Origin of the sequence: Sphingomonas phyllosphaerae (genome assembly GCF_036946485.1) — a bacterium.
Taxonomy (GTDB): Bacteria; Pseudomonadota; Alphaproteobacteria; order Sphingomonadales; family Sphingomonadaceae; genus Sphingomonas; species Sphingomonas phyllosphaerae_E.
This window is the reverse complement of the sequence record NZ_JAQIJA010000005.1, coordinates 1,097,746-1,123,770: the sequence shown is the minus strand read 5'-3', so window position 1 is coordinate 1,123,770 and position 26,025 is coordinate 1,097,746. Positions and strand designations below refer to the sequence as shown.

The window sequence follows — 26,025 nt, the reverse complement described above, 5'->3', positions numbered from 1 at the left end:
CGGAGGCGTTCAGGAACGCTCCTTTTCCGCGTGATCTGTGTCCGGGAGCGGCGCGATCTGCTCCCGCGCCTGCGCCTTGCGCCGCCGCAGATTGGCCCTGAGTTGCGCGGCCAGCCGCGCGGCGCGTTCGTCCTGGTCGCTCATCGCAAATATCGCTACCGCCACCGAACGCGCTTGACAACGCCGCCCGTCTCGGCTCTTAGGCCCGCTCCCGCGGACGACGTGGGAAGTGCTGCCGTAGCTCAGTGGTAGAGCGCATCCTTGGTAAGGCTGAGGTCGTGAGTTCAATCCTCACCGGCAGCACCATTTTTCCCTGACTTAGCAGCCCCAGGGGCGTCGGTGAAACTCGGGAGACCACCGGGGCATCACGATCTCCTCCATTAGGGCAGTTTTGCGACGCGACGAAACGTTCCTGTCGTGCGCTCGGCGGCTCGTAGAAAAGCTAGTGCCACCCCATTCAGAAGGCATCGGAACAGAGGCTGCGCGCATGAACGGCGTTGCCGGGTCGCAGAGACCTGCAGGATGTCACCAGACGAGGGTCGGCGCAGCCGGTGACGTTGCCCATCGTCCCCGCCTTGACGGCCCGCGATAGCCTGCAGCAGGCCCAGACGCGAATCGATCCGAGACGCGGGGAAGCTAGCCGAGAGGGTCCATCTCACGGAAGAGTTCTTCGACGGCTTAGGCCCAAGTGACAGATTGGGTAAGCAGGCTCCTTACTCGACTCGCCTTTGTGAACCCGGCGTCGCGGCCCTTGAGAATGCGTTATATCGCCTGGGACCACGCGTCGGCATCCTTCTCGAGGTCGTATGTGATGGGAGCGACGATCCGGTCGGCCTCCTCCGGCGTAAGTTCCTACTTTATCAGTTCGGCCAAGCCGCTCTCGCCGGACGCGAGCACCGGCACGCCCGCGCAGGTGGCTTCCAACCCAACAAGGCCAAAGCCCTCGGTCCGAGGCTGCATCAGCACGAGGCTTGATCGGCTGTAATCGCCCTTCAGGTCATCAGCCGACGCCGAGTAGGGCTGCGTAACGACCTTGAGGCCCGGCATGCCGCTCCACTAGATGATCTTCTTCCGGAGCGCCTAGCTTTCCTTCTCCGGCGTCCCTCGCACCCCTCAATTCGAACTTGGTGCCGCGCCAATCGCGCAAGAGCCGCCCCAGCGCGGCTCCGGCAATATCGAGCCAGCAATCAGCGGTGTCGACTTGGGACGCCCTCCGACAACAGCTCTCGCGCTCCTAGGATCGGTGTTGCCGACTGCGAGGAGCATCCGACTGGTAGGAGTGACAGTGTCGAACTTCGTCGATGCGCAAGCGAACGCACGGCCTACCTTCACGGCGGCCGAACTGCCGATATTCAAGGAGGACGCGGCGTCACGCCCGACCTCTTCAACGCCCCCGCTCTGCCGGGGTTCAGCGCGTACGCCGACCTGATTGACCCCAACGAGGAGCATATGCTGATCAAGCGCATAGACTCGAGTAAACTCGAGCCGTTTCGCGTTCAGCGTTGGACGGGCAAGCGCCTCACCGCTTCCTTCGGCTGGAGCTATGACTTCGAGAGCGGTCGAGCGATCGAAACCGGGCGTTTCGACAACCAGCTGCTGCAATACCAGAACTTCGGCCCCCGTTACGACGCGGGCGTCCGCTTCTCGTTCTGATCTCCTGCGGGTGGCGGCACATGCCGCCACCCGTTTCCTTTTCGGCGCTTCGGCGCTGCGCGCTTCACTTTGTTGCAACGGTGAAACGCGCGCGATACGTCGGCAGGTGATGGCTGCGTCATGCTCCAATCCTGCCTCGATGCCGGTGACCTGATGGACCGCACCGCGCGACTGTTGATCGTCGACGACGATCCCGACATCCGCGAGCTGACCGCCGATTTCCTCGCCCGCCACGGCTATACGGTGGACGTCGCGCAGGACGGCGCGGAGATGCGCCGCGCGATGGCGACCCACGATTATGCGCTGGTCGTTCTCGACGTGATGATGCCCGGCGAGGATGGCCTGACGCTGTTGCGCGGGCTCGACCGTTCCGAGCCGCCCGCCGTGATCATCATGTCGGTGATCGGCGAGGAGGTCGACCGGATCGTCGGGCTGGAAATGGGCGCGGACGATTACATCGCCAAACCCGCCAACCCGCGCGAGCTGCTCGCCCGCATTCGCTCGGTGCTCCGCCGCGCCGCCGCCGCGCCGGAAGCCACCGTCCGCCAATCCGCGATGGTGCGGCCGTGGCAGCATTTCCAGGGCTGGCGGCTCGACCCGATCGGTCGGCAATTGCTCGACCCCGACGAGGTGGTCATCAACCTGTCGGACGGCGAGTTCCGGCTGCTGATGACCTTCGTCGACCATCCGCGCCGCGTGCTGACGCGCGATTTCCTGCTCGATCACGCGCGCGGGCCGACCGCCGAGCATTTCGACCGCGCGATCGACGTGCAGGTCAGCCGGCTGCGTCGCAAGCTCGCGCGCAGCGACGGGCGCGGCGGCGACGAGCTGATCCGCACCGTCCGCAACGAAGGCTATATGTTCGCGGCCGATGTCGCGCAGCGTTGAGCGCAGCCGCCCGCTCGCCCGGCCGATCTTCGTGCTGGTGGTGGTGTCGGTGCTCGTCACCGCCGTTATCTCGTTCGCGGTCACCTTTTCCGGTCCGCCGCCGTTCGAGCCGCCGCGCAGCCTGACCGGGATCGCACGCGCGCTGCGGGGCGAGCGGCCACCGTTCGGCTTCGGCGGCGATCGCGCGATGCCGCCGCCCGGCGATGGATTCCGCCACGGCCCGGCACCGCTGCGACGCGAGCGGCTCGCCACCCCGCCGGGCCCGCGCCCGGACGAGCGCGCCGATGACGAGGCCGCCGCGCGGCTCGCCGCCACCTTGCGCGTCCCCGCCGCCGACGTGCGCGCCTTCACCCAGCCTGGACGCAGCGAGGGCGAGGCCTTCTCGGGCGACTGGACGTTCGGCTGGCGACAGGACGGCGGCTGGTGGGTGGTGCGCAGCCAGCAACCGCCGTGGCTGACGCGCTGGCACGTCCGCACGCTGCTGGCGCTGCTCGCCGCGATCCTGCTGCTGTCGATCCCCGGCTGGTGGCTGGCGCGCGCGCTCACCCGCCCGCTGCGGCAGCTCGCCGCAGCGGCGGATCGCGCCGGCACCGGCGCGCCGCTGCCCGAATTGCCCGGCGGCTCGCGCGAGATCCGCGATCTGGCGCGCGCAGTGTCGACGATGCACGCGCGGCTCGCCAGCCATGCCGAGGCGCGCACCGCCATGCTCGCCGGGATCGCGCACGATCTCGGCACCCCACTCGCCCGCCTCGCCTTCCGCGTCGAGGCGCTTCCCGAGGCGGCCCGCGCCAAGGCGGCGGCGGACATCGAGGAGATGCGCGCGATGATCGGCGCGACGCTCGTCTTCGCGCGCGACGATGCCGCCGCCACGCTGATGGTGCGGCTCGATCTCGCCAGCCTGATCGACAGTCTGGTCTACGATCTCAAGGACATCGGCGCGGCGGTCGAATCGACCGGCGGCCCGCGCGCGATCGTGCGCGGCGACAGCGGCGCGCTGCGCCGGCTGTTCGCCAATCTGGTCGAGAATGCGATGCGCTACGGCGAGCGCGCGACGATCGGCTGGACGGTCGACGACGGCCGCGTGACCGTCACGATCGACGATGTCGGGCCGGGCATCGATCCGGCGCTCGCCGAACGCTTGTTCCAGCCGTTCGTGCGCGGCGATCCGTCGCGCAACCGCATGACCGGCGGCACCGGGCTGGGCCTCGCGATCGTCCGCACGATCGCCACCGCGCACGGCGGCGCGGTGACGCTGGGCAACGGCGCGACCGGAGCGCAGGCGCGGGTGGTGCTCCCGCTGTCGGCGTAGCGAACAGCCTTCCTCCCCTTCCTGCAACACCCTGCAACAAGGTTGCAGCGCCCCGACACATTGCGGTGCGGAGGCAGCGTCACACGACTCCCCATTCCAGCGGGAGCCATCCGACCATGACCGATCACCACCCTTCGCACGCCCACAGCCTCGCCGAGGATCTGCGGCGCATCGACACGCTGATGGCGCGGCGCCGCGCGCTCAAATGGTTCGCGGGCGCGGGCACGGTGGCGTTCCTCGCCGGCTGCGGCGGCAGCGACGCCGAAAGCGCGGACACGACCACCAGCACCGCGACCCCGACACCGACACCGACTGTCACGCCGACGCCGACCCCGACCAGCACCACCGCGACCGGCACCTGCATCGCCGATCCTCAGGAGACCGGCGGCCCCTATCCGGCGGACGGGACCAACACCTCATCGGGGTCGACCAGCAACGTGCTGACCGCCACCGGGATCGTCCGTTCCGACATCCGCGCCAGCTTCCTGACCACCACCACGGTCGCGACCGGCGTGGCGGTGACGTTCACGATCACCGTCGTCAACGTCAACGCGACCTGCGCGCCGCTCGCCGGCTATGCGGTGTATCTCTGGCATTGCGACCGCAACGGCAATTACTCGCTGTACGGCAGCGGTGCGGGTGAGAGTTATCTGCGCGGCGTGCAGGTCACCGACGCCAATGGGCAGGTCACCTTCACCACGATCTTCCCCGGCTGCTACGACGGGCGCTGGCCGCACATGCATTTCGAGGTGTTCTCGACGCTCTCGAACGCGCTCGGCGGACGCTATGCGATCCTCACCAGCCAGTTCGCGCTGCCCGCCGGGGCGTGCAGCACCGTCTATGCCGATACGACCACCTATCCCGCCAGCCGGTCGAACTTCGCACGGGTGGCGCTGTCGAGCGACAATGTCTTCGGTGACAATACGACGGCGCAACTGGCGCAGATGACCCCGACCTTCACCGGCGATCCGTCCACCGGCTATACCGCGACGGCGGTGATCGGGGTTGCGCGGTAAGCGCGCCCCGTCGTCGCCCCCCACCGTCATTGCGAGCGCAGCGAAGCAATCCAGGGCGTCCTGATCCGGCCCTGGATTGCTTCGCTGCGCTCGCAATGACGATCGCGGGGTCAAGCCCGGGATGACGAGGGAAGCGGCGGCAACTTCAACGATGCCAGCAGCGCCATGAAATGCGCCTGCGCCTCGGGCGTCGGCCCCGGATACGGTCCCTCGGTCGGCTGGTCGCCGATATAGCCCATGTCGGCCTTGCCCTCGGGCAGGCTGTAGAAGCCGAGCACGAAAAGGTTGCGCAACCGGTCCATGAACGCCACCGGCTGCGCCATCGCCGCGCTCGGCGTCTCCACCGTCAGCGCGTCGAGCAAGGTCGCGCGCTGCGTCGCCGTCCCCGCCGCGAAGTCGCCGCCGTTAAGCACCCGGCTCTGCGCATCCATCCACGCCAGCCCCGCGAGGATCTTGGCGCGATCCTCCTGCTGCTGCGGATAGGGCGCGCTGATCCATTCGTCGATGAACGCGCCCACCCCCAGCGTCCCTGCCCCCGGCGAGGCCGCATCGGCGGGCAGGATCATGTCACCCAGCATGTCGACCGTCGCGCGCTGCGCCTTGGTCAGCGTCAGCGGCCATGGCACCTTGGGCGCGGTCAGATCGGGATCGCGACCATATCCCTTGGTCGCCGGCATCGGCGCGACGCTCGCCGGCCAGCCGACCACCTTGAACGGCGGCGGCGCGCCGGTCGCCTGCGGCGCGGGCCGCGGCGGCGACGCCGCGGTTGGCGAGCGACAGCGCGGTCGCGGTGGCGAGCCATTGCAGCGTCGTACGGCGGGTGAAGGTCATGCCAGCGCTCCTGACGACAGACGGGTGGCGAGCCGCTCCGACGCACGCAGCGCCAGCGCGAGGATGGTGAGCGTCGGATTCTTGTGCGGCCCGGAGGCGAAGGTCGCGCCGTCCATCAACACGACATTGTCGACGTCCCACGTCTGGCCATAGCTGTCGACCACCGACGATTTCGGGTCGGCACCCATCCGCGCGGTGCCGAGTTCGTGGATGATCTCGCCGCCCGCGGTCATGATCTGCTCGGGCGGCAGATCGGGGTCGAGGATCGTGCCGTTCAGCCGCTGGAACACCGAATGCGCGGCACGGCGACCGTGCGCGACCTGATTGACCTCGTGCTTGGACCAGCGGAACGCGAAGCGCAGCACCGGGATGCCGAACTTGTCCTTCACCTTGGGGTCGATCTCGCAGAACGTATCCTTGTTGGGGATCATCTCGCCGCGCAGCGTCAGGTTGATCGTCGCGCCCGAGGCGTTGCGCACCGCCTGTTTCAGGTCCTTGCCCCAGACGCGCGGCAGCGCCGCTTCGGCCGGGATACCGAACCGCCCGCCGATCTCGAAATGATAGCCGCGCGCGAAATCCAGCTCGCCGCGCTTCTGCTGCTCGTACAGCCAGAACGGGATATAGATGTGCTGCCCGCCGATCCCGTCCTCGTTGTAGCGCGGCCGGCCGGCCAGACCGGGGATAAAGGCGCGGAACGACGCGCCGGTGGAGTCGGTCAGGTTGCGCCCCAGCTCGCCCGACGAATTGGCGAGCCCGCGCCCCGCTTCGCCCGAATTGAGCAACAGCCGCGTCGTCTCCCCGGTGCCCGCCGCGAGCACCACCGCGCGCGCCGTAACCTGATGCCGCTGCCCGGTCTTGCGATCGACATATTCGACCCCGGCGGCGCGCCCGCGCGCGCTCATCACCACGCGCGACACCATCGCATCGGTGACGACGCGCAACTTGCCCGTCGCCTTGGCCATCGGCAGCAGCGAGGTGGTGGTCTGGAACATCGCGCCGATCGTGCAGCCGCGCGTGCACGGCGTCGCGTTGAAGCACGCGCTGCGCGGCGCGACCTTGTCGGGCATGTCGCGCGTCAGCACCGCGGTATGCGCGGCGCGGACCGGGATGCCGAGGCTTTCCGCGGCGGCGGTGATCAGCATCTCGGGAACGCGCGGCTTGGGCGGCGGCATCAGGCAACCGGCGGGCGAGTCCGGGTGGTTCTCCAGCCCAATCGGCCCGCCGTTGACGCCGATCATCCGCTCGACCCGGTCGTAGAAGGGCGCGACATCGTCATAGCCGATCGGCCAGTCCACCCCCAGCCCGTCGCGTGAGAACGGCTTGAAGTCGTACGCGCCGAACCGCGGAACGTGCCGCCCCCAATGGTTGGTGCGCCCGCCCAGCATCCGCGGCCGCCACCAGCGGAAATCGCTGCCCTCGGTCATCGTATAGGGCTCGCCCTCGACCTGCCAGCCGCCGTCGACGGTCGCGTCGAAATAGCCGAACGGCTTGTCCGGCGTGCCGGTCCCGCGCAGCGGCGCGTCGCTTTCGGGGGCGAACATGTTGACCTCGGCCTGCGGCTCGTAGTCGCGCCCCGCCTCCAGGATCAGGCAGCGCACGCCGGCCTTGGTCAGCGCATAGGCCGCCATCCCGCCCGCCGCGCCGGAACCGACGATGACAACATCGACGGGGCCATCCGCCAACTTCGGCGCCGCTGCCATTACTTGACGGCTCCGGTCGCGGACGCGCCGATCCGGCGCAGCTTGATGTTGCGGAAGGCGACGGGTTCGCCGTGATCCTGCAACCCGATCACCCCGCTGTCGAAGGTGCCGAAGTGCGCCATCTTCGCAAACTTCGACCCCGCCACCCGCTGCCGCCACGCCTCGTCGCCATAAGAGACATCGGCGGTCGGCGTGCCGTTGAGCCATTGGCGGATCCGCCCGTTCTCGACGAGCAACCGCGCATGGTTCCAGCTTCCTGCCGGCCTGGCGACACCGGCCGGCGGCACCGTCATGTCATACAGCGCGCCCGCCCGGTGCGTCGGGATCTTGCCGTCGGAATGTCCGGCATCGTCAAGCACCTGCATCTCCAGCCCGGACTGGTAGAGCAGCGGCGCGCCCTCGACGTTGCGCGCCAGATACAGCACGCCGCTGTTGCCGCCCTTCTCAACCTTCCAGTCCAGCGTCAGTTCGAACGCGCCATAGCGATCGGCGGTGACGAGGTCGGTCCCGCTCATCTTGCCGTCCGCCTTGGTCAACAGCAGCGTGCCGTCGCGCACCGTCCAGGTCGACGGCGCCGCCCCGCCGCCGAAGCTGCGCCAATTCGACAGGTCACGCCCGTTGAACAGCAGCTTCCAACCCTGCGCGCGCTCGGCCGCGGTCAGGCTGTTGTCCTTCGCCAGCGCGGCGCCGGGCGCCATCATCACCAGCGCCGTCGCGATGCCCAAAGCCCAACGCATCTTCACTCTCCCACCATCGTCGCGCGCCCGAAGCCGCCTTTGCCTTGAAGGCTTAACGGCTTTGCCTTTGTTTACAAGGAACCTGCGCGTACCGTCCCGCAGTCCTCAGATTCGACATCGACTATGCCGCCGTTTCGGACCATGACCCGCACATGCAGCGGCCACCCCTTCGTTTCGTCGTCCTGTGCGATGGTCTGGAATTCGAACAATGGCAGGCCTCCAGCATCAGGGAAGCGATCGACGCGCAGGTTGCCGTCCCGGTCGGCGTGGTGGTGCGTCAGGCCGATCCGGCCCCCGACAACGGGCGTAAATGGGCGCGACGGTGGCAGGCGCGGCATCTGGCGACATGGCGCCTCTTCGATCGCTTCTACACGCGCCGCCGAAGCCGCGCGATCGAGCGGGTCGATCTGTCGGACGTGTTCGCCGACGTCCCTCATTGTCGCGACACGCCGGTCAGGCAAGGGAAGTTCGGCGAGGCCCTGAGCGACGCCACGCTGGATTTCGTGCGATCGCTGGCACCCGATTTCGTGCTCCGCTTCAGCTACGGCATCCTGCGTGGCGACATCCTCACGTTGCCCACCTATGGCGTGTGGTCCTATCATCATGGCGACCCGGCCAATTATCGCGGCCAGCCGCCCGGCTTCTGGGAATTGGCGGAAGGTTCACCGGTCGCCGGAAGCATCCTGCAAGTGCTGAGTGACGAGCTGGATGGCGGCCGGGTCCTGTGGCAGGGCATGTTTCAGACCAACCGCTCCTCCTACGTCAAGACGCGCGATACGCTGTACATGGGCAGCGCCCCGTGGGTGCGCGCGACCTGCGCCGCCGTGCTTGCCACCGGGCACCTCCCCACCGCCCCCGCCGGGGACGGTAAGGGCAAAATCTATCGTCAGCCGAACAATGCGACGATGGTGCGGTTTCTCTGGAAGACGGTGCGTGCGTTCGTGGCGACGCAGGTGACCTACCGCTTCTTCCGACAGGATTGGACCTGCGGCGTGATCGCCGCCCCGATCGCGGACGTGGCGGGACTGTCGGGCAAGGAGCGGCAGGCGCAGGCATTGCGCAGCGTCCGGTGGATGACGCCGCCACGCGGCGAATTCTACGCCGATCCGTTCGGCCACCGGATCGGGTCGTCCGGCGCCATCCGCCTGTTCTTCGAACGGCTCGACTGGCGAAAGAACCGGGGCGAGATCGCCACCGCCACATACGCCGACGGCCGGTTCGGTGACGTTCGCACGATCCTGGAGACGGGAACGCATCTCTCCTATCCGTTCACGCTGGAGCTTGATGGCGCGACCGGCTTCGTCCCGGAACATGCCGCGGCCCGTGAGGTCGCGCATGTCGCCACCGACCCCGAAGGAAATGTCGTCGCGACGACGACGATGCTGGCCGACGCACCGTTGATCGACACGACCTTCGTCGACTGGGGCGGCAGGACGTGGGCGTTTGCGACCATGGACACGACCACCCACAATACGGACCTGTTCGTCTTCCACGCCGACACTCTTGCCGGGCCATGGCGACCGCATCCGCTCAATCCGGTGAAGACCGACGTTCGAAGTGCGCGCCCCGCCGGCACGCCGTTCGTGGTCGACGGACGCTTGTATCGCCCGGCGCAGGATTGCTCGACCCATTACGGCAGCGCGGTGTCGATCAACGAAATCGTGACGCTGAGCGAAGTTTCGTTCGAGGAGCGCGTCGTCGCGCGTGTCGAGCCGACGGCGAACGGCGGCTACCGCTATGGCCTGCACACGATCTCGCAGGTGGGCGACATGACGCTGATCGACGGCGCCCGAAAGCGGCTGGCGCTGCCGTGACCTCGCCGCGGTCGCCTTATTTGTAGGTGACCGGGCGATGGCGTCGACCGGTCAGCCGGGCCATCCAATATTCGACCACGCCATGCGCTTCGGCGAACTTCGAGACGATGCCGAGCGCGGCGACGCGCACGGCTTCGCCGCCGGTCCAGCCCTGTCGGCGGTTCCGGGCGGTTTGGCGCAGGAGCTGCGCGGGATAGGCAGCCGCCATCACCGCGGCCAGTCGCGCATCGATGGCCAAGGAGGCGATGATCGCCACCGGCAGGGCGACGCCCCAGATCAGCGCGCGCCGGACGATTGCCGCCCCCTGCGGATCGCGACCCGCGCCCCCACGATCGAGACACTGGCTGATGCCCAGCCCGGCACGACGGCTCCGGCGATAGAATTGCCCCAACCGCGTGATGTTGGCGTCATGTGCGGTCATCGGCACATCCAGCCGCCAGATCGTCCACCCGGCGGCGCGCAACCGACCGCACATCTCGGGTTCCTCGTGCGCGACCTGATCGTCGGCGAACCCGCCGACCTCGGCGAAGGCGCGCACGCGCACCAGCGCGTCGCCGCCGCTGGCGTCCGCCTGCCCGACCGGCGTATTCCATTCCCGGTCGCACATCGCATTGTAGAGCGAGCGCTCGGGATGGCGCTCGAACCGACGTCCGCATACCACCGCCACCTCGGGATGGGCCGTCAGGAAATCGACCGCCGCCGGCAGCCATTCCGGCAAGATCGTGCAATCGCCGTCGACGAACTGGATGAACGCCAGATCGGGATCGAGCGCGATCGCTTTGGCCGCCCCGGCGTTGCGGCCACGCGCGGCGGTCAGCGGCGTGTCGGGGTGCAGCGCGACGACCTCGGCGCCAGCAGCGCGGGCCATCGTAACGCTGTCGTCAGTCGAGGCCGAGTCAGCATAGACGACGGTGACGCCGTCCGGTGCCGAGGCGAGACACGCCGCGAGGCGCGGGCCTTCGTTTCTGCCGATGACGACGATGGCGAGGCGATGCGGCGGCACCCTGCGATCGTATAGCGAGAATTCCGGTCCTGCCTAGGCGCGGGATCATCACCGCTTTCGCGCGGCATGGTGCCTGCGTCGCGATCGTGTCCGCGTCGCCGCGGACATCAACGGTGTCGCTGCAACAGCGCGGGGAACGGCGCCTGCGCCGGCCCGGCCGGATCGCGCAGCGCATTGCGCACACCGGCATCGGCGCTGAGCGGGATCGCCATGCCATCGGTTCTTTCCAGCAGCGCGAACAACTTGCCGCTCATTCGCTCGGCCAGTTCCTCATGCCCCGGTCGCGCGATCAGATTGTTGGTCTCGTGCGGATCCTCGGCGAGATCGTACAGCTCGTCGATGTCCCAGATGCCGTGGAAGTGCATGTACTTGTACCGGTCCTCGCGCAGCGCGTGGACGGTCGGCGTCTGCGGGAAATTGCGCTCCCAATAATATTCGTACAGCAACTCGCTTCGCCACGGCGCCTGTGCGTCGCGCACCAGCGGCAGCGCGTCGCTCCCCGCCATGTTGTCGGGCGCGCGCAGCCCGGCGGCCGCGAGCAGGGTCGGCGCGATGTCGATGTTCGCGACCACCTGCTCGACGACGCTGCCCGCCGGAAACAGCGCCGGGCAGCGCGCCAGCATCGGGATGCGCATCGATTCCTCATAGGCGGTGCGCTTGTCGATCAGGCCATGCTCGCCGAACATGAAACCGTTGTCGCCGAGGTAGAGGATCAGCGTGTCGTCCAGCTCGCCGCGCTTTTCCAGCAGGTCCATGATCCGCGCCAGCCCTTCGTCGACCGCCAGCAGCGTTTCCATGTAGCGCTTGTAATAATCGCCGATGTCGAGCGTGCCATGATACGGAAAGCCGACCCCGTGCCAGCTATTGCGCTGGTTCTCGACCCACATCGGCCGCCCCGGCGCGCCGGGCTGCATCGACGCCGGGTAGCGGAACGTCTCCTTGTCGTACCGACCCTTGTGGCGCTCGGCCGGGATGAACTCGGAATGCACCGCCTTGTGCGCCAGATGCATCATCCACGGCCGCCCCGCGGGTCGCTTGCCGATCCAGTCGAGCGCGTAATCGGTCAACTCGTCGGTAATATAGCCTTTCTGCGGCACGCGCCGTCCGTCGACGTTCAGCCCGTCCGCGCTCGGCAGATAGCTGCCCTGCCCCTTGAAGCTGACCCAATGGTCGAAGCCGGGCTGCGGCGCGTCGCCCTCGTCGCCCATATGCCATTTGCCGATGAACGCCGTGTCGTAGCCGGCTGCCTGCAAATACTCGGGATAGAAGACCAGCCCCGGCGGGATCGGGTGGTTGTTGTCGACTACCTTATGCTGATGCGCATACAGCCCCGTGAAGATCGACGCGCGGCTCGGCGAGCACAAAGCGGTGGTGACGAAGGCGTTGCGAAAATGCGTGCCCTCGCGCGCCAGCCGGTCGAGCGTCGGCGTGTCACCGAAATCCTGCGCCTTCATGAACCCCATCGCGTCGTAGCGATGGTCGTCGGTCAGCACGACGAGGATGTTGCGCGGCCGCACGCCCGGCAGCCGCGGCAACCGCCGCGAGCGCCTCGGCGCAGCCGCCGCACCCGCCGCCATCGAATAGAGCCCGAACGCGCCACCGGTCCCGGCCAGCAGCACGCCGCGGCGCGTCGTCTCCTCGCTCATCGTCAGAAATCCTTGCGCAGCAACAGCCCGGCATAGCGCTTGTCGTCGCGCGGCACGAACCGCACCGTCCCCGCGAACGTCCCGTTCGTCAGGAAGCTCGCATAGGCCGTGTCGGTGATGTTCTTGACATAGGCACGCAACTGCCACCCGTCGCCGGGATGGAGCAGCGCGACGCTGGCGTTCCAGATCGCATAGGCCGGCTGGACCGTGTTCGGCGTCTGCGCCAGCGAATATTGCACCTTGCTGCTGAACGTCACGTCGCTTTGCAGCTCCAGCGACAGGCTGTCGGTCAGCCCGAAGCGATAGGTCGCATTCTCGAACAGCCGCACCTTCGGCGCATAGGGCAGCGGCTGGCCGTTGATGTTGCAGCTGACCGGCGCGCCGACCGGGCAGTTGAAGTCGCGGACCGTCGCATCGGTATAGGCCCCCGACAGATCGAAGGTCAGGCCCCTGGTCGGGCGCAACGTCACGTCGGCCTCCACGCCGCGCGACCGCACCGACCCTGCGTTGATGAGCCGCGTCACCGGCGCGCCGCCGACCGAATCCGTGAAGTTCGCCTGATAGCCATCGAAGTCGGTGGTATAGACCGCCACCGCATAGCTCAGCGCGCGGTTCGCGGTGCTGCCCTTGATCCCGCCCTCATAGGAGTTCGACGTCTCGGGGCTCAGCGGCACCTCGTCGAGCAAAGTCGTCGCGTTGAGCGAGCGCATGTTGAAATAGACGTTGTACGCCGGCCCCTTATAGCCGCGCGAATAGGTGAAATAGGTCTGCGCATGGTCGCCCAGATCGAGCTGCAGCCCGAGGCGGTAGCTGTCGCCGCGCGCATCGGTGCTCCCCTTGGCATTGTGGTACGCGCGGATACCCGGACGGTCGAGCGACCCCGCCCCGCTGTTGGTCGGGTCGTTGCTCGACGTGCGGACGTGATAGAAATCGAGCGAATCCCACGTCGAGCGATAGCCCGCGATCGCGCGGAAATGCTCGGTGAAATTGACGTTCGCCTCGCCGAACAAAGCGTAATTGTGATTGGTGATCCCGTAGTTGGCGATGCCGGTGGTGGAGGTCCGCGTCGTCCCCGCCAGCGTGGTCAGCGCGCGCTGATACCGCTCGTCGGTCTGCGCACGCAGGTAATAGGCACCGAGCACATAATCGATCAGCCCGCCGCGCGGCGAGGTCAGCCGCAGCTCCTGCGAGAACTGCCGGCTGTCGACGCTGCCGTCGTCCGCGCCCGTCGGGAAGCTCGTCGTCAGCTGCGCCAGCCCGTCATAATCCTGCCGCTGATGGTTCAGCCATTGCCGCCACGCGGTGATCGAGGTGAGCTGATAATCGCCCAGCGACAGATCGGCGGTCAGCGACCCGCCATAATTCTCGTCGCGGACACTGGTGTCGAGATCGGTGGCGAGCCGGCGATTGCCCGGCCCGGCGACGATCCCCTGCGACGCCAGCGCTGCCGCGAGCGGCGCGGAATCGGTGATCGCGCGGGTCGGGTAGGCGATCTGCTGCGTCGATTGATAGACGCCCGCCACCGTCTCACGCGTGTTGAGATAGTCGCCGATCGCGGTCAGCTTCAACGCGTCGAACGGCGTCACCACCAATTTGCCGCGCGCGCCGTAGCGCCGCGAGCCGTTGGCGTCATGCCCGGTCACGACGTTGCGCAGATTGCCGTCGAAGTCGCTGTAGAGCCCGCCGATCAGCGCCTGCACCTTGCCCGGCACGATCGCGCCCGACACGCCGGCCTTGAGGCGATATTCCTGATCGGTGGTCGCCCCCGCCTCACCGAAGGCATGGAATTCATCGGTCGGGTTACGGGTGACGATGTTGACCACGCCGGCCGAGGCGTTCTTGCCGAACAACGTCCCCTGCGGCCCGCGCAGCACCTCGATCCGCTCGACCTCGCCCAGATCGAGCGTCGATTGGCCCGGGCGCGTCAGCACCACGCCGTCCAGCACCGTCGACACCGAGGGTTCGACGCCCGGCGAGGTGGTGATCGTGCCGATGCCGCGGATGAAGACGGTGCGGTCCTTGTTCGACGCGCCGCTACGGAAGCCGACCGACGGGATCGACGCCGCGATCCGCTCGAGATTGTTCAGCTGTCGCTCCGCCAGCGACTTGCCGTCGACCGCGGTGATCGCGATCGGCACCTGCTGAAGCGATTCGTTGCGGAAGCGCGCGGTGACGACGACCTCGCCCTCGCCGGCTGGCGGGGTGGCGGGCGCCCCGGTCGATGGCGCATCCTGCGGCGCGGGCGCGTCCTGTGCGATGGCGGGGGTGGCGAACAGCGAGAGAGCAGTGGTAGCAAGCAGCACAGGCAGGCGTCGATCGATCATCGGGTCCCCTTTCAGATCGCGGCGGACGCTAAAGCCTAGTTCATAGATCGGGTATAAAGAAGCGTATCGCACGGACACAGGCCGGCTTTAGCGCCGGTCGTCGCCGAACATGCGCACGCGCGACCGACGTGATGCGGAGCGTAACGCCAATTCCCCGTCGCCCCGGACTTGATCCGGGGCCCCGCTTCTTCTTCGCCGCCGTGGTGAGAAGCGGGATCAGAGGAGGTCGAACCCATCGATCGTCATTGCGAGCGGAGCGAAGCAATCCAGGGCGTCCTGGTCCGGCACTGGATTGCTTCGCTACGCTCGCAATGACGGACAGGTGTGGCGTCGCCCCGGCCTATCGATCCGCCTCCACAGGCGCCAACATCGGCAACAACAGCTGGATCCACCCCCACGCCGCCAAATACGCGACGCTCGCGAACAGCAGCAGCGGCAGATACCCCAGCCCCGCCGCCAGCGTCAGCCCGGCGATCTTGGCGATCGCGACACCCCCCATATTCCCGCAGAACGCACCAAAGGCGGTGACGCGCCCGACCCGCTGTTGCGGCACGATATCGGCGATCATCGCGAACACATTGGTCGAAAACGCCTGATGCCCCGCCAGCGCCAGCGCCATCAGCAGCACCGCGACCGGATAGCTGTGCGTCAGCAACGCGAGCGGGATCGGCGTCACCGCCAGCGCCCCGCCGAGCAACACGCCCTTGCGCACGCGGTTCAGCGATGCACCGCGCCCCAGCAGTCGCGTCGGGACCGCCCCGCCCAGCAAGGAGCCGACCGCCGCACCGCCATAGGCAAGCGCCAGCGGCACGCCGAGCGCGACCCCCGAGAGCCCGAACTGGCGATGAAAGAAATCGGGCAGCCAGAACAGCAACAGCCACCATGTCGCGTCCGACAGCAGCTTCGCCCCCGCCACCGCCCACGTCCGCCGGTCGCGCAACATCGGTGCGGAGGGTACCGGCGACGCGGCGTCGGCGACCTTGGGCGCGGCAAAGGCGATCCCGCGCGCCGCGACCAGCCACGCCAGCGCCCAGAGCAGCCCGGCCACGCCGACCGCGACGAACGTCCCCCGCCACCCCAGCCACAGGCCGAGCAGCGGGATCGCCAGCGGCGCAAGGATCGCGCCCAGGCTGTTGGCGGCATTGCCCGCCCCGAACCCGGTCGAGCGCCAGCGCGGCGGCAGCACCGCGGTGATCGTCTTGATGCCCGTCGGCGTCCCCATCGATTCGGTCGCGCCCAGCGCGACGCGCACCGCGATGAACTCGGTCATCGAGCGCGCCCAGCCGTGCAGCAGCGCCGCGACGCTCCACGCCGCGACCCCGACCGGATTGGCCCAGCGCACGCCCAGCCGGTCCGCGATCCAGCCGCTGAACAGGAAGCCGACCGCCGCTCCGCCCTGAAACCACGCCGCCAGCGTGCCGTAATCGTCGTCGCTCCAGCCGAGATCGGTGGCGATCACCGGCTTCAGCACCGCGATCACCTGCCGGTCGACAAGGTTCAGCACGCCCGCGGTGATGACCAGAGCGAACAACAATCCGCGGTGCCGCCCGCTCAGTTCCGAGACATTTCTCATGCGATCAGCATGGCCGCGCGGGGACGGTGGTCGCGAACAACATTCGCTATCGCGCCGCCAAGCGGCTCACAGCACCAGCGGCGCATGGTCGATCCGCGGCAGGACGTGACGCGCGAACAGATCGGCCTCGGCGGCGTGCGGGTAGCCCGACAGGATGAACGCATCGATCCCCGCAGCGCGATACGCCTGCAACTTGGCGAGCACCTGATCGGGATCGCCGACGATCGCCGCGCCGCAGCCCGAGCGCGCGCGCCCGATCCCGGTCCACAGGTTCGCCTCGGCATAGCCGTCGTCGCTGCCTTCGCGAAGCTCGGCCTGCCGCCGCACCCCCGCCGATTGCGAATCGAGCGAGCGGGTGCGGATCGCCGCGCCGGTCGCGTCGTCCAGCTTCGACAGCAGCCGCTCCGCCGCGGCGCGTGCCTCCGCCTCGGTCTCGCGGACCACGACATGCACGCGATAACCGAAGCGCAGCGTGCGGCCATGCCGCGCCGCCCGCGCGCGCAGATCGGCGACGATCCCCCGCACGCCCTCCATCGTATCGGGCCACATCAGATAGACGTCCGCGCCCTGCGCCGCCGCCTCGCGCGCCGCCTCGGACAGTCCGCCGAAATAGAAGGCCGGGCAGCGCCCCGACACCGTCGTCACACGCGGCGGATCGAGCTTCAGCTTCCAGAAGTCGCCGTCATGATCGAGCGGCTTGCCGTCGAGCAGCGTGCGCAGGATATGCATCGCCTCGACGGTGCGGGCGTAGCGCGGCGCGCTGTCCAGCGTTTCGCCCGGCAGGTCGCTCGAGATGATGTTGACGGTCAGCCGCCCGCCCAGCATCCGGTCGATCGTCGCGATCTGCCGCGCCAGCTGCGGCGGCCAGCTTTCGCCGATCCGCACCGCCATCAGCAGCCGCATCCGCCGGAGCAGCGGCGCGATGCCCGCCGCGAAGGCGGTCGTGTCGATCCCCAGCGCATAGCCCGACGGGAGCAGGCAATTGTCGTAGCCCGCGGTTTCCGCCTGCACGACGATGTCGCGGCAATGCTCCCATGTCGACCGCAACGCCGGATCGGGAACGCCCAGAAACTCATAGTCGTCGTCGCACAGCGCGGAGAACCAGCTGATCTCGCAAGGCCCCGGGTTTGTCGTCACGGCATTGCTCTCCATCAGCCTGTCCGGCGGCGCTCATGCCAGCCCCCGGCACCGCTCGCCAGATGCCCCGGCTTTGCCCCCGCAAAGCTTTGCGCGCTTGTCGAACGGCTGCGATCGGCGGGAAAGCGCGACGCGAAAACGAAGGCAAGGACCGACGATGACGGCAAAAATCCGGTACGGCGTGGTGGGCACGGGCATGATGGGGGTCGAGCATCTGCGCAACATCGCGCTGCTTCCCGATGCCGAGGTCGTTGCGATCGTCGACCCGGTGCCCACCTCGCTCGGCTGGGCGCGGGACGCGCTGGGCGATCGCGCCGGTGCGGTCGAGAGCTTTACCGATGTCGCGACCTTCGCACGCACCGCGCAGGTCGACGCCATCGTCGTCGCCTCGCCCAACCACACGCATCGCGCCGTGCTGGAGCCGTTGTTCGGGATGGACGCCGCGATCCTCTGCGAAAAGCCGCTCGCCACCACGCTGGCCGACGCGCGCTGGATCGTCGAGCGCGCCGCCGCGCATCCCCGCCCCTTCTGGACCGGGATGGAATATCGCTTCATGCCCCCCGCCGCGGCGTTCATCGAACAGGTCCATGCCGGGCGCGTCGGCACGCTACGGATGCTGTCGATCCGCGAGCACCGCTTTCCGTTCCTGCCCAAGGTCGGCGACTGGAACCGCTTCGCGCGCAACACCGGCGGCACGATGGTCGAGAAATGCTGTCACTTCTTCGATCTGATGCGGCTTATTATCGGCTCGGAAGCGGTACGCGTGCATTGTTCCGGCGCCATGGACGTCAACCATGTCGACGAATCGTATGACGGAATGCGTCCCGACATCATCGACAACAGCTTCACCACCGTCGATTTCGCCAACGGGGTGCGCGCGATGCTCGACCTTTCGATGTTCGCGGACGGTGCCGAACACCAGGAAGAAATGACCGCCACCGGCGACAAGGCCCGCCTCGACGTCCTGATTCCGCCCGGAGAACTGGTATTTAGCCCCCGCGTCGGCTTCCAGAACGATAAGCGCGTCGAACGCACGCGCATCGCCATCGACCCCACCGCCCACGCCGCCGGCAGCCACGAAGGCGCCACGTTCTTCCAGCACCGCGCCTTCGCCCAAGCCGTAAGCGGCGCCGCACCGGTACAGGTCACCGCCGAAGATGGCCTGCGGGCGGTCGAGATCGGCGTCGCCGCAGAAATCAGCGCGCGCGAGCATCGCGTGGTCGAGATAAGCGAACTCTCCCAATATCAATAAGTCAGCCGCCACATGCGCTTCGCTCGGAGTGCATGTGGCGAGCAAGGTGACCCGATCCGTCACCAATTGCGATTGACTCGCAACCGCTACTACGACACTGCGCCCCAAAAAATGGGGGTGTTGCTAATGCGAACTATTTCTACAATCGCGCTCGTGTCCATGTTGGTGGCCACGGCCGCGCACGCTCAGACGTCCACTCACGATAGCGCACTCCCCGACGACATCGTCGTCACCGGAGAGAAGTCGAACCGCACGCTTCAGGAAACCGCCACCAGCGTCGCGGTCATCACCCCCGCGCGGATCGAGCAGGAGAATGTCCAGACGATTCAAGACCTCTACGATCGTACCGCCAACGTCAGCGAGACCTATGCCGCCGCAGGGTTCACGATCCGCGGCATCACCAACACCGGGATTGGCGGCGGTGGCCAGTCCGATACCGCGACCGTCTACGTCGACGGCGCCCCGGTCCCCAGCGCCGTGCTATACGGCGGACCGACCGACCTGTGGGACATCGGGCAGGTCGAAATTCTTCGCGGCCCACAATCGACGATCCAGGGTCTGAACGCACTGGCGGGTGCGGTCGTGCTCACCACGCGCGACGCCTCGACCACCAACTATAGCGCCGACGCGCGCGTCCTGTGGAGCGATCAGCGCGATCGCACCGCCTCCGTGGCGCTGGGCGGGCCAATAGTGGCGGACCAGCTCGGCTTCCGCCTGTCTGCCGAGCGCCGCGCCGATCGCGGGCTGATTCGAAACGTCACCGTCGGCGGCTATGATGACGCGCTCCGCGCGCTCAACCTCCGCGGCAAGCTGAAGTGGATTCCCGCGGAACTGCCCGGGCTGGAGGTGCTGGCCAGCTACAATCGTACGCGTCGTGACGGCGGTTACCTCTACGATTACGCGCGTACCGATACCCCCCGCTATTACGACCGCCGCGTCTCGACCGCGAACGTCCGCGGTCGCGGGGATGTGGCGGCGGACATCGCGGTGCTCGATGCCGGCTACGACATCGCGCCCCGGCTGCGAATGTCGAGCGTGACCTCCTTCAACCACGTCCGTTCCCACGCAGTGGCAGATGGCGACGGCCAACCCGTCGACGCCCAACGCATCGGCAGCCTTCACCGTTTCCGCACCTGGACCGAGGAACTGCGCCTCAACTACGATGGAGCGCGGCTCAGCGGCGTGGTCGGCGCCTGGGCCTATCGCCGGTCGGGCGGGCACGACACGAACAGCCGGATCAACATCCCGACACCGGTGGCGACGATCGTCACGCAATTGCGCGGCAGCGGCGTGCCAGTCGCGACCGCGACCCAGCTCGCCTCGGCCTATGCAGCTGTCCTGCCGGTGCTTCCCGTCGCTTACGACGGCACGCAACCCGAACTGGTGCGCAACGTCGCATTGTTCGCCGATGCACGGTACCGGCTGACCGATCGTCTGTCGCTGGTTGGCGGCCTCCGCTACGATCACGAAGAAAATCTGTATGGTTCGCAGGGCCTGGCCCGCTTCACCGGCACGCTGCCCGGTCCGTCCGCCTTCGGTGCGCCGGGCACCCCGGCGTATCTGGCCGTGGCGGCGATCAACCGCGGCGTACTGGCGCTGGTGTCGGGCGCCTCGTCGGCGGGGGCGAGCAACGCGCGTCGCTTCGATGCGCTGCTGCCCAAGGCCGGGATCAGCATGGATTGGACGTCCGATCTCACCACCGCCGTCACCGTCCAGCGCGCCTATCGCTCGGGTGGGTCCAGCGACAATCCCGGGCGCGCGCTGCTCGTCCCCTATGATCCGGAATATAGCTGGAATTACGAAGCGTCGCTGCGATCGCGCTGGCTCGGCGGTCGCCTGACGCTCAACGCCAACGCCTTCTACGTCGATTGGACGGCGCAGCAGACGACCGTTTTCTTCGGCTCCACGATGTACGACTATAACACGGTCAACGCTGGCAAGTCGCACCTCTACGGGTTCGAGGTGGAAGCGCAGGGCCGGCTCGCCACCGGCTTCGACGCCTATGCCTCGCTCGGGCATCTCCGCACGAAGTTCGACGACTTCACGTTGCCCGCCGGTACGACGACCACCGTCGATCTCGGCGGCTCCGAATTCCCCTATGCCGCGCGCTGGACCGCGGCGGGTGGCGTCAACGGCCGTATCGGCGCGGTCGTCGGCAATCTGAACGCCAACTACCGCGCGGCTGTGTTCACCGAAACCGGGACCGTACAGGGGCGCAGCCGGTTGTCCGGGCGCACCGTCGTCAACGCACGGCTGGGCTATGAAACGAGCCACTGGACGCTGTTCGCCTTCGCGCGCAACCTGCTCGACGCGAAATATCAGCAATATCGGGGCATCGTCCCCGGCCGCGCGATCCTCGGTGAACCGCAGACGTTCGGGTTAGGCGCTGAGCTGCATATGTGATGCACAAGGGGCGGCGGCTTCGAAGTGCTCGCCGTCCTTCGATATGCGCTGAGGCACCATGAAACTGCTTCGCGCCGGTCAAGCGACTGGCATATGCCACATCCTCAAGCGGCCGCTGCGGCAGACGGGCATCTGAGATTTTGATGGCGAAGACGGAGGGATTCTACCCCAGCTTCCAAGCCATTGAGATCTCTGCTTGCCGCAGGGTTGCTGATGGATCTGGACCCCCACACGTGCCCCCGAACTCGCCATGCTTTGCCTATGACGCATCAACCCAGGCACAGTAACAAGGTGTGTATGCCCCCGGTCAGGCTGGGCAGCAAGGTTTTGCCGGCACCCTGATCGCGGCTGGCAGCTTCGATCGACACTACCGATCTGCTGCCCCGATCGGAGGAGAAGCGTCCAGACTTACGATTTCACCCAAGCCATGGCGATGCTGCCGGAGCTGCAGGAGGCGCACGCCGCCGTGTCCGAGATCATTCCGTCCCTGGCCGACGTGCGCCGACGGTATGCGTCTTCATGGTCGGATACGGACAAGGCCGAGCACGACCGTGTGCAGGCCGAAGCCGACCGGCGGTTCGCCGCGTTCCAGGAGACGTTGAAGCGCATCGAAGAGGCCACGGGGCTGCCCCCGGAGTTCTTCGAGGAACTGGCTGAGACGGAACTCCCCGGCGATCGAACCGACCGCAGGGCGCGTTCGATGCTGACCGTAGAGGAGGTCGAGCCCACCGGCTGCATCGACGACCATCTACCATCTGCTCTCGACGCGCTTGTCAGGCGATTGCCACCGGGCTGGCTTGAGGAGGAATCGCCAGATCTGTTCAGGTTGCCCGCGGCCGCCGTCGATCGGCCGGTCTCCATTGTGAAGGGTTTCCGACCTGAGTCCGAACGGCCCGGCGGGCACAGGCTGCGACAGATGGTGCAGGTCGCGCGGGACTTCCTGGCCGGCAACTCGTGCTACGATCACTTCGCTGGGGCGACACTCGTCCCTCAGCTCGCCCGGCTTGGCACCCGACTCTCGATCCTGGATCGTGTTCCCGGAGCCGCCGAGCGTGTTGCCAACCTATGGAAGAAGCCTGCCGAGGTCGACAACACGGTGTACGAGTTGCTGGTCGCCGCCGCGCTCGCGATAGCGGGTCGCGCGCCGTCGTTCATACCCGAGGGACAGGGGCGGACTCCCGACATCCGCTGCGTCGATCCCTTTCCGATGGTGGTCGAGTGCAAGCGCCGAGATGCGCTGTCGGTGTACGAGCTCGAGGAGGAGGCCGCGATGCGGCTCCTGTTCGCGCGGCTACGGCGCGAGGCGTTGGCGCGAGGCGCGTGCGGGGTCTTCGACCTCAAACTGACCGTGGAGGGTTCGGCCATCGGTATCGAGGAGGTCGTGGCGAGGTGCGTTCAGCAAAGGCTGGCACCTGATCCGGCAAAACCGCTCAACTATGCTTGGGGCTCGGTCGCGTTTCGACGCAGGCCTGAGCGATTGCGGCTTCCGGCACCCACGAAGGCGTACAGCCCCAAGCTACTGAAATATGTGTTCGGATGGGACGAGGACGTGCCGCGTCACGATGGTCTGATCTGTCAGGCCGACTGCATCGAGGGTGCGATGGTCGAAGAGGTCGTCCGGGGTGTCGCGATGAGGTGGACCAACCGTGCGGAGGCCGTGGCGGATAAGCGATCGCGACCGCCGACCAGCCTGTTCGGCAAGGCGACCGGCCAGATGCCGGGCGGTGAGTTTGGGATTGTCTATATCTGCTATCCCGAGGGGGCTCGCGAGGAGATCGCCGACCGACGTGTGGAAAGGCTCGCCGAGCGACTCAAGGAGTGGGAGCACTCCGCAGCTTTCCGGATCCCGCTCGTTTACATCGATAGGATCTACCCCCGCGCGCTGGATGCGGGACAGCCCGACATCATCGAGAGCACGGTGTCGTATCTCAGCGAGCCTGCTGGCGGCGATCCGTGGATGCTTGAACAATTTCCAGGGTGCGTTTTCACCGACACGGACTGAGCTGACCTACCCGAGGGCTTGGAACCGCCTCGACGCGGCGACGCTATGATAGCGCGGCAACGATACAGGAGTGACGCGTGGACGAAGCGACGTGGGATGACGATGTGAAGACGCCTCCAGTGGATTGGCGGATGAGCGCCTCGCTGGAGAACGTGCCGCGCGGCGACGCCGACGTCGCCGAGGTGACCAACCTCGAACGTGCCGTCCGTGACTGGCTTGCGCTTGATCCCGGACACCATGCGGCTGCCGTCCTCACGCCGGAGCGACCCGTGTTGATCGAGGGCGTCTCGCACGAGACCTTTACCGGGGACGGCATTTCACTCCTTGCAGAGTTGCTGGATCAGCAGCCGGCCAACGAGGGTTGATGGCGGTGACCGGCAGTGTGAACGTCAACGAGGCGGATGCCTCAGAGCTCGACGCCGTAGAGGCGCTGCGCGGCCACGGATTCGAGATCGTGCGCTACCGCGAGGAACGTGGAAGGTTCACGGACCTGCGCCAGCTCGACGAGGTGCCCGGGATGGCGGGACGGCTCGACGACGCCGCGCGGGCCTCGCTCACGACTTCATAGGGTGACCTGGCGGGCTTCCGAACCTCAGTGACGTCGCTCGGGACGCTAGTCCCGGGTGACGATCCGCTGATTCGCCATGTCGCTATGAGCCATTTAGCCACTCACGGCTGGGTTACCGCACTGGGGTTCCGAACCGTCGCGACGATCACCAGGACAAGCCCGATCAGAGAGGTCGCCGCGCCAGCGAGGGACACGGCGGGGTAGCCCAGTCCAGCCGCGATGACCCCGCCGCCCAGAGCGGCGCCGCTCGCGTTGCCGAGGTTGAACGCGCCGATGTTGACCGACGAAGCCAGATTGGGGGCGTCGGCCGCAGCGCGCATCACGCGGACCTGCAGCGGCGGCACCAGAGCGAAGCTCGCGACGCCCCATAGGAAGATCAGCACAGCGCTCGGCGCGGCCAGCGGCATCGCCCAGGCGAACGCAACGAGGATGGCCGACAAGGACGCCAACGTGATTATCAGCGTGCGATCGACCGACCTGTCGGCGAACCTACCGCCCAGCCAGTTCCCGACGGTCAGGCCCAGTCCGTAGAGGACCAGCATCGCCGTGACGAAGCCGAGCGAGGCGTGGGTCACGTCGCGCAGGATCGGAGCGATGTAGGTGAACACGGTTAACATCGCGCTCGATCCGACCACCGTCAGGCCCAGAGCGCCGAGCACTCGCGGCCGTGCCAGCACGCGCAGCTCCGCCAGCGGATTGCCGTTGCCCGGAGCTGGCAACGCAGGCAGCGCCAGGCGGAGCGCCGCCATCGTGACAACGCCAAGGCCCGCGATGCCCCAGAAGGACGCCCGCCAGCCGAGGTGCTCGCCAGCCCATGTCGCCAGGGGCACGCCGACGACATTGGCGATCGTCAGCCCCATGAACATGGAGGCGACCGCGCTTGCACGTTTTTCCGGCGCGACGAGGCTAGCCGCGACCAACGAGCCGACGCCGAAGAAGGCGCCGTGGTTGAAGGAGGTGAGGACCCGCGCCGCGAGGAGCATCCCATAGCCGTTGGAGATTGCGGCAAGCAGGTTGCCGACGGTGAAGATGCCGGCCAGCGCCATCAGCAGTGTCCGGCGCGGGATACGGCCGGTGGTAAGCGTCATCAGCGGCGCGCCGATCAGCACGCCCAGCGCATAGGCGCTGATCAGCAGCCCGGCCGCCGGGATCGAAACCCCGAGGTCCTTGGCGATCACCGGCAGCAGGCCCATCGGTGCGAATTCCGTGACGCCGATGCCGAACGCGCCGACGGACAGGGCCACTAGGCCTGCCCGCCCAGCATCTCGCGCCACCGCTCGACGTGATACATGTTCACCGCGGCGAGGCCGATCCGCCAGAGGTGCGTCGCCTTCCGTGCGGCGACCGGGTCGATCGACGCTTCTATGGCCGCCCGCTCGCGCTCGACCTCGGGTCGTCCGGTCAGGTGGGCCCGCGCGTCCGACGTAGACGCCTCGGAATAGGCGTCCCATCCGCCAGGTGGCGACTTGGCTGGCAATGCCCCCGTCAGGAACAGCTTCGCCACGTGCCGCGGGTGAGCTTGCGCGTAGCTCATCGCGAGGAACGTGCCCATTGAATGGGCGAGGATGGTCATGCGATCGATGCCGAGCGCCTGCCGCAGGGTCTCGAGTCTTCCACCTGCTGCTGCACACTTAGCGATCGCAGGTCGGCGGTGGGCGAGAGCAACGAGCCCCGTTGATCGTACAGGATGAAGCGGTGAGATCGTCCGGCGTGTGGCAGGACCACGGAGTCTAGATAGGAATGCTCCGCGCCCCACCCGCCGTGCAGCACCACCACGGGCTCGGCGGCGCTGGGCCCCAGTTCCTCGACGAAGAGTCGGGCCTTGGCGTCGGTCGTGGGAAGGTACCATGTGTCACGGCGGAGGATCGGGGAAGGTTCGGCCGTAGCCATGGCGGGCGAAGCGGCTGCAACCATCAGCGCCCATCCGATCCGCCAGCCGAGGGACGCTGCCGTTCCGAACCGCGCAAATGCGCTTAACCGCCTTCGCCGGGCCAGTCGCACGTGGCGGGCCGGATGGTCGCCGCTCCCAACCTCCTCTCCCGAGTAAAAGCGGCGATCCTCCCGGCTGGAGTCGCGGTGGAGCCCTTTATTTTTCCAGCGCATGACCGGAGGCTAGCTCCTGCCGGACCTATCTCACGGCATTCGCGACGGACGGTGTCCGGAAGCGTC

The 26,025-nt window shown here is 67.5% G+C and carries 22 protein-coding genes and 1 tRNA gene; 11 read left to right on the top strand and 12 right to left on the bottom strand.

The genetic code is table 11. The features are described 5' to 3' along the window. Positions 1-9: 9 nt before the first annotated feature. Positions 10-144: a hypothetical protein gene (locus PGN16_RS14015; RefSeq protein ID WP_335309990.1), complete on the bottom strand. Its 135-nt coding sequence runs from the start codon at positions 142-144 to the stop codon at positions 10-12. 87 nt (positions 145-231) lie between these two features. On the opposite strand from PGN16_RS14015, the gene PGN16_RS14010 reads away from it, so the two are divergent. After that, positions 232-306 (top strand) — tRNA-Thr (locus PGN16_RS14010). 546 nt (positions 307-852) lie between these two features. Here PGN16_RS14010 and PGN16_RS14005 read toward each other — a convergent pair. Then, entirely contained in the window at positions 853-1,047 is a 195-nt protein-coding gene (locus tag PGN16_RS14005) for a glycosyltransferase (protein WP_335309989.1), read from the bottom strand. A 402-nt stretch (positions 1,048-1,449) separates the two neighbouring features. Between PGN16_RS14005 and PGN16_RS14000 the strand changes: the two genes are divergently transcribed. From PGN16_RS14000 to PGN16_RS13985, 4 genes are all read left to right on the top strand, one after another. Then, positions 1,450-1,653: a hypothetical protein gene (locus PGN16_RS14000; RefSeq protein ID WP_335309988.1), complete on the top strand. Its 204-nt coding sequence runs from the start codon at positions 1,450-1,452 to the stop codon at positions 1,651-1,653. Positions 1,654-1,773: 120 nt separating this feature from the next. Beyond that, on the top strand, positions 1,774-2,541 hold the full coding sequence (locus PGN16_RS13995; RefSeq protein ID WP_335309987.1) for a response regulator transcription factor: 768 nt from the start codon (positions 1,774-1,776) through the stop codon (positions 2,539-2,541). Next, positions 2,525-3,850 carry an ATP-binding protein gene (locus PGN16_RS13990; RefSeq protein ID WP_335309986.1) on the top strand — a complete coding sequence of 442 codons (1,326 nt, stop codon included), beginning with the start codon at positions 2,525-2,527 and terminating at the stop codon, positions 3,848-3,850. The genes PGN16_RS13995 and PGN16_RS13990 overlap by 17 nt, the downstream gene beginning before the upstream one ends. Positions 3,851-3,966: 116 nt before the next feature. Then, complete coding sequence (locus PGN16_RS13985) at positions 3,967-4,866, top strand: dioxygenase family protein (RefSeq protein WP_335309985.1); 900 nt, start codon at positions 3,967-3,969, stop codon at positions 4,864-4,866. Between the two features lie 110 nt (positions 4,867-4,976). Here the strand turns inward: PGN16_RS13985 and PGN16_RS13980 are convergent, their stop codons facing one another. The 3 genes from PGN16_RS13980 to PGN16_RS13970 all read right to left on the bottom strand — a co-directional run bounded on the left by PGN16_RS13980 (position 4,977) and on the right by PGN16_RS13970 (position 8,134). Then, the gene (locus PGN16_RS13980; protein WP_335309984.1) at positions 4,977-5,543 is read right to left on the bottom strand and encodes a gluconate 2-dehydrogenase subunit 3 family protein; all 567 of its coding nucleotides are present in this window, start codon (positions 5,541-5,543) and stop codon (positions 4,977-4,979) included. 150 nt (positions 5,544-5,693) lie between these two features. Further along, positions 5,694-7,397 (bottom strand): GMC family oxidoreductase, encoded by a 1,704-nt coding sequence (locus PGN16_RS13975; RefSeq protein ID WP_335309983.1) that lies wholly within the window; start codon positions 7,395-7,397, stop codon positions 5,694-5,696. Continuing rightward, entirely contained in the window at positions 7,397-8,134 is a 738-nt protein-coding gene (locus tag PGN16_RS13970) for a 3-keto-disaccharide hydrolase (RefSeq protein ID WP_335309982.1), read from the bottom strand. The genes PGN16_RS13975 and PGN16_RS13970 overlap by 1 nt, the downstream gene beginning before the upstream one ends. Positions 8,135-8,286: 152 nt before the next feature. On the opposite strand from PGN16_RS13970, the gene PGN16_RS13965 reads away from it, so the two are divergent. Next, complete coding sequence (locus PGN16_RS13965) at positions 8,287-9,948, top strand: glucosamine inositolphosphorylceramide transferase family protein (protein WP_335309981.1); 1,662 nt, start codon at positions 8,287-8,289, stop codon at positions 9,946-9,948. A 16-nt stretch (positions 9,949-9,964) separates the two neighbouring features. Here PGN16_RS13965 and PGN16_RS13960 read toward each other — a convergent pair whose 3' ends face one another. The 5 genes from PGN16_RS13960 to PGN16_RS13940 all read right to left on the bottom strand — a co-directional run bounded on the left by PGN16_RS13960 (position 9,965) and on the right by PGN16_RS13940 (position 17,631). Further along, positions 9,965-10,951: a glycosyltransferase gene (locus PGN16_RS13960; protein WP_335309980.1), complete on the bottom strand. Its 987-nt coding sequence runs from the start codon at positions 10,949-10,951 to the stop codon at positions 9,965-9,967. A 107-nt stretch (positions 10,952-11,058) separates the two neighbouring features. Next, entirely contained in the window at positions 11,059-12,597 is a 1,539-nt protein-coding gene (locus tag PGN16_RS13955) for a sulfatase family protein (protein WP_335309979.1), read from the bottom strand. A 2-nt stretch (positions 12,598-12,599) separates the two neighbouring features. Then, positions 12,600-14,921 carry a TonB-dependent receptor gene (locus tag PGN16_RS13950; RefSeq protein WP_335309978.1) on the bottom strand — a complete coding sequence of 774 codons (2,322 nt, stop codon included), beginning with the start codon at positions 14,919-14,921 and terminating at the stop codon, positions 12,600-12,602. A 340-nt stretch (positions 14,922-15,261) separates the two neighbouring features. After that, complete coding sequence (locus PGN16_RS13945) at positions 15,262-16,494, bottom strand: MFS transporter (protein ID WP_335309977.1); 1,233 nt, start codon at positions 16,492-16,494, stop codon at positions 15,262-15,264. Between the two features lie 66 nt (positions 16,495-16,560). Then, complete coding sequence (locus tag PGN16_RS13940) at positions 16,561-17,631, bottom strand: LLM class flavin-dependent oxidoreductase (RefSeq protein WP_335309976.1); 1,071 nt, start codon at positions 17,629-17,631, stop codon at positions 16,561-16,563. Positions 17,632-17,788: 157 nt separating this feature from the next. Here PGN16_RS13940 and PGN16_RS13935 point away from each other — a divergent pair, with 157 nt between their 5' ends. From PGN16_RS13935 to PGN16_RS13915, 5 genes are all read left to right on the top strand, one after another. After that, on the top strand, positions 17,789-18,883 hold the full coding sequence (locus PGN16_RS13935; RefSeq protein WP_335309975.1) for a Gfo/Idh/MocA family protein: 1,095 nt from the start codon (positions 17,789-17,791) through the stop codon (positions 18,881-18,883). 159 nt (positions 18,884-19,042) lie between these two features. Continuing rightward, positions 19,043-21,286: a TonB-dependent receptor gene (locus tag PGN16_RS13930; protein ID WP_335309974.1), complete on the top strand. Its 2,244-nt coding sequence runs from the start codon at positions 19,043-19,045 to the stop codon at positions 21,284-21,286. A 427-nt stretch (positions 21,287-21,713) separates the two neighbouring features. Then, the gene (locus PGN16_RS13925; protein ID WP_335309973.1) at positions 21,714-23,288 is read left to right on the top strand and encodes a hypothetical protein; all 1,575 of its coding nucleotides are present in this window, start codon (positions 21,714-21,716) and stop codon (positions 23,286-23,288) included. Positions 23,289-23,365: 77 nt separating this feature from the next. Beyond that, positions 23,366-23,653 (top strand): hypothetical protein, encoded by a 288-nt coding sequence (locus PGN16_RS13920; RefSeq protein ID WP_335309972.1) that lies wholly within the window; start codon positions 23,366-23,368, stop codon positions 23,651-23,653. Continuing rightward, a complete protein-coding gene (locus tag PGN16_RS13915) occupies positions 23,653-23,856 on the top strand; it encodes a helix-hairpin-helix domain-containing protein (protein ID WP_335309971.1) in 204 nt (67 codons plus the stop codon). Before PGN16_RS13920 ends, PGN16_RS13915 begins: the two co-directional genes overlap by 1 nt. Positions 23,857-23,957: 101 nt before the next feature. Here the strand turns inward: PGN16_RS13915 and PGN16_RS13910 are convergent, their stop codons facing one another. Then, the gene (locus tag PGN16_RS13910; RefSeq protein WP_335309970.1) at positions 23,958-25,100 is read right to left on the bottom strand and encodes an MFS transporter; all 1,143 of its coding nucleotides are present in this window, start codon (positions 25,098-25,100) and stop codon (positions 23,958-23,960) included. Next, on the bottom strand, positions 25,100-25,705 hold the full coding sequence (locus tag PGN16_RS13905) for an alpha/beta fold hydrolase (protein ID WP_335309969.1): 606 nt from the start codon (positions 25,703-25,705) through the stop codon (positions 25,100-25,102). Before PGN16_RS13905 ends, PGN16_RS13910 begins: the two co-directional genes overlap by 1 nt. Positions 25,706-26,025: the final 320 nt, after the last annotated feature.

Excerpts from the sequence above, each read along its gene's own strand:
- PGN16_RS13930 (WP_335309974.1), top strand. The coding sequence starts at position 19,043 with ATGTTGGTGGCCACGGCCGCGCACGCTCAGACGTCCACTCACGATAGC.
- PGN16_RS13990 (WP_335309986.1), top strand. The coding sequence starts at position 2,525 with ATGTCGCGCAGCGTTGAGCGCAGCCGCCCGCTCGCCCGGCCGATCTTC.
- PGN16_RS13985 (WP_335309985.1), top strand. The coding sequence starts at position 3,967 with ATGACCGATCACCACCCTTCGCACGCCCACAGCCTCGCCGAGGATCTG.
- PGN16_RS14005 (WP_335309989.1), bottom strand. The coding sequence starts at position 1,047 with ATGCCGGGCCTCAAGGTCGTTACGCAGCCCTACTCGGCGTCGGCTGAT.
- PGN16_RS13975 (WP_335309983.1), bottom strand. The coding sequence starts at position 7,397 with ATGGCAGCGGCGCCGAAGTTGGCGGATGGCCCCGTCGATGTTGTCATC.
- PGN16_RS13995 (WP_335309987.1), top strand. The coding sequence starts at position 1,774 with ATGCTCCAATCCTGCCTCGATGCCGGTGACCTGATGGACCGCACCGCG.
- PGN16_RS13925 (WP_335309973.1), top strand. The coding sequence starts at position 21,714 with ATGGCGATGCTGCCGGAGCTGCAGGAGGCGCACGCCGCCGTGTCCGAG.
- PGN16_RS13935 (WP_335309975.1), top strand. The coding sequence starts at position 17,789 with ATGACGGCAAAAATCCGGTACGGCGTGGTGGGCACGGGCATGATGGGG.
- PGN16_RS14000 (WP_335309988.1), top strand. The coding sequence starts at position 1,450 with ATGCTGATCAAGCGCATAGACTCGAGTAAACTCGAGCCGTTTCGCGTT.
- PGN16_RS13970 (WP_335309982.1), bottom strand. The coding sequence starts at position 8,134 with ATGCGTTGGGCTTTGGGCATCGCGACGGCGCTGGTGATGATGGCGCCC.
- PGN16_RS14015 (WP_335309990.1), bottom strand. The coding sequence starts at position 144 with ATGAGCGACCAGGACGAACGCGCCGCGCGGCTGGCCGCGCAACTCAGG.
- PGN16_RS13950 (WP_335309978.1), bottom strand. The coding sequence starts at position 14,921 with ATGATCGATCGACGCCTGCCTGTGCTGCTTGCTACCACTGCTCTCTCG.
- PGN16_RS13905 (WP_335309969.1), bottom strand. The coding sequence starts at position 25,705 with ATGGTACCTTCCCACGACCGACGCCAAGGCCCGACTCTTCGTCGAGGA.
- PGN16_RS13915 (WP_335309971.1), top strand. The coding sequence starts at position 23,653 with ATGGCGGTGACCGGCAGTGTGAACGTCAACGAGGCGGATGCCTCAGAG.
- PGN16_RS13965 (WP_335309981.1), top strand. The coding sequence starts at position 8,287 with ATGCAGCGGCCACCCCTTCGTTTCGTCGTCCTGTGCGATGGTCTGGAA.
- PGN16_RS13945 (WP_335309977.1), bottom strand. The coding sequence starts at position 16,494 with ATGAGAAATGTCTCGGAACTGAGCGGGCGGCACCGCGGATTGTTGTTC.
- PGN16_RS13980 (WP_335309984.1), bottom strand. The coding sequence starts at position 5,543 with ATGCCGGCGACCAAGGGATATGGTCGCGATCCCGATCTGACCGCGCCC.
- PGN16_RS13955 (WP_335309979.1), bottom strand. The coding sequence starts at position 12,597 with ATGAGCGAGGAGACGACGCGCCGCGGCGTGCTGCTGGCCGGGACCGGT.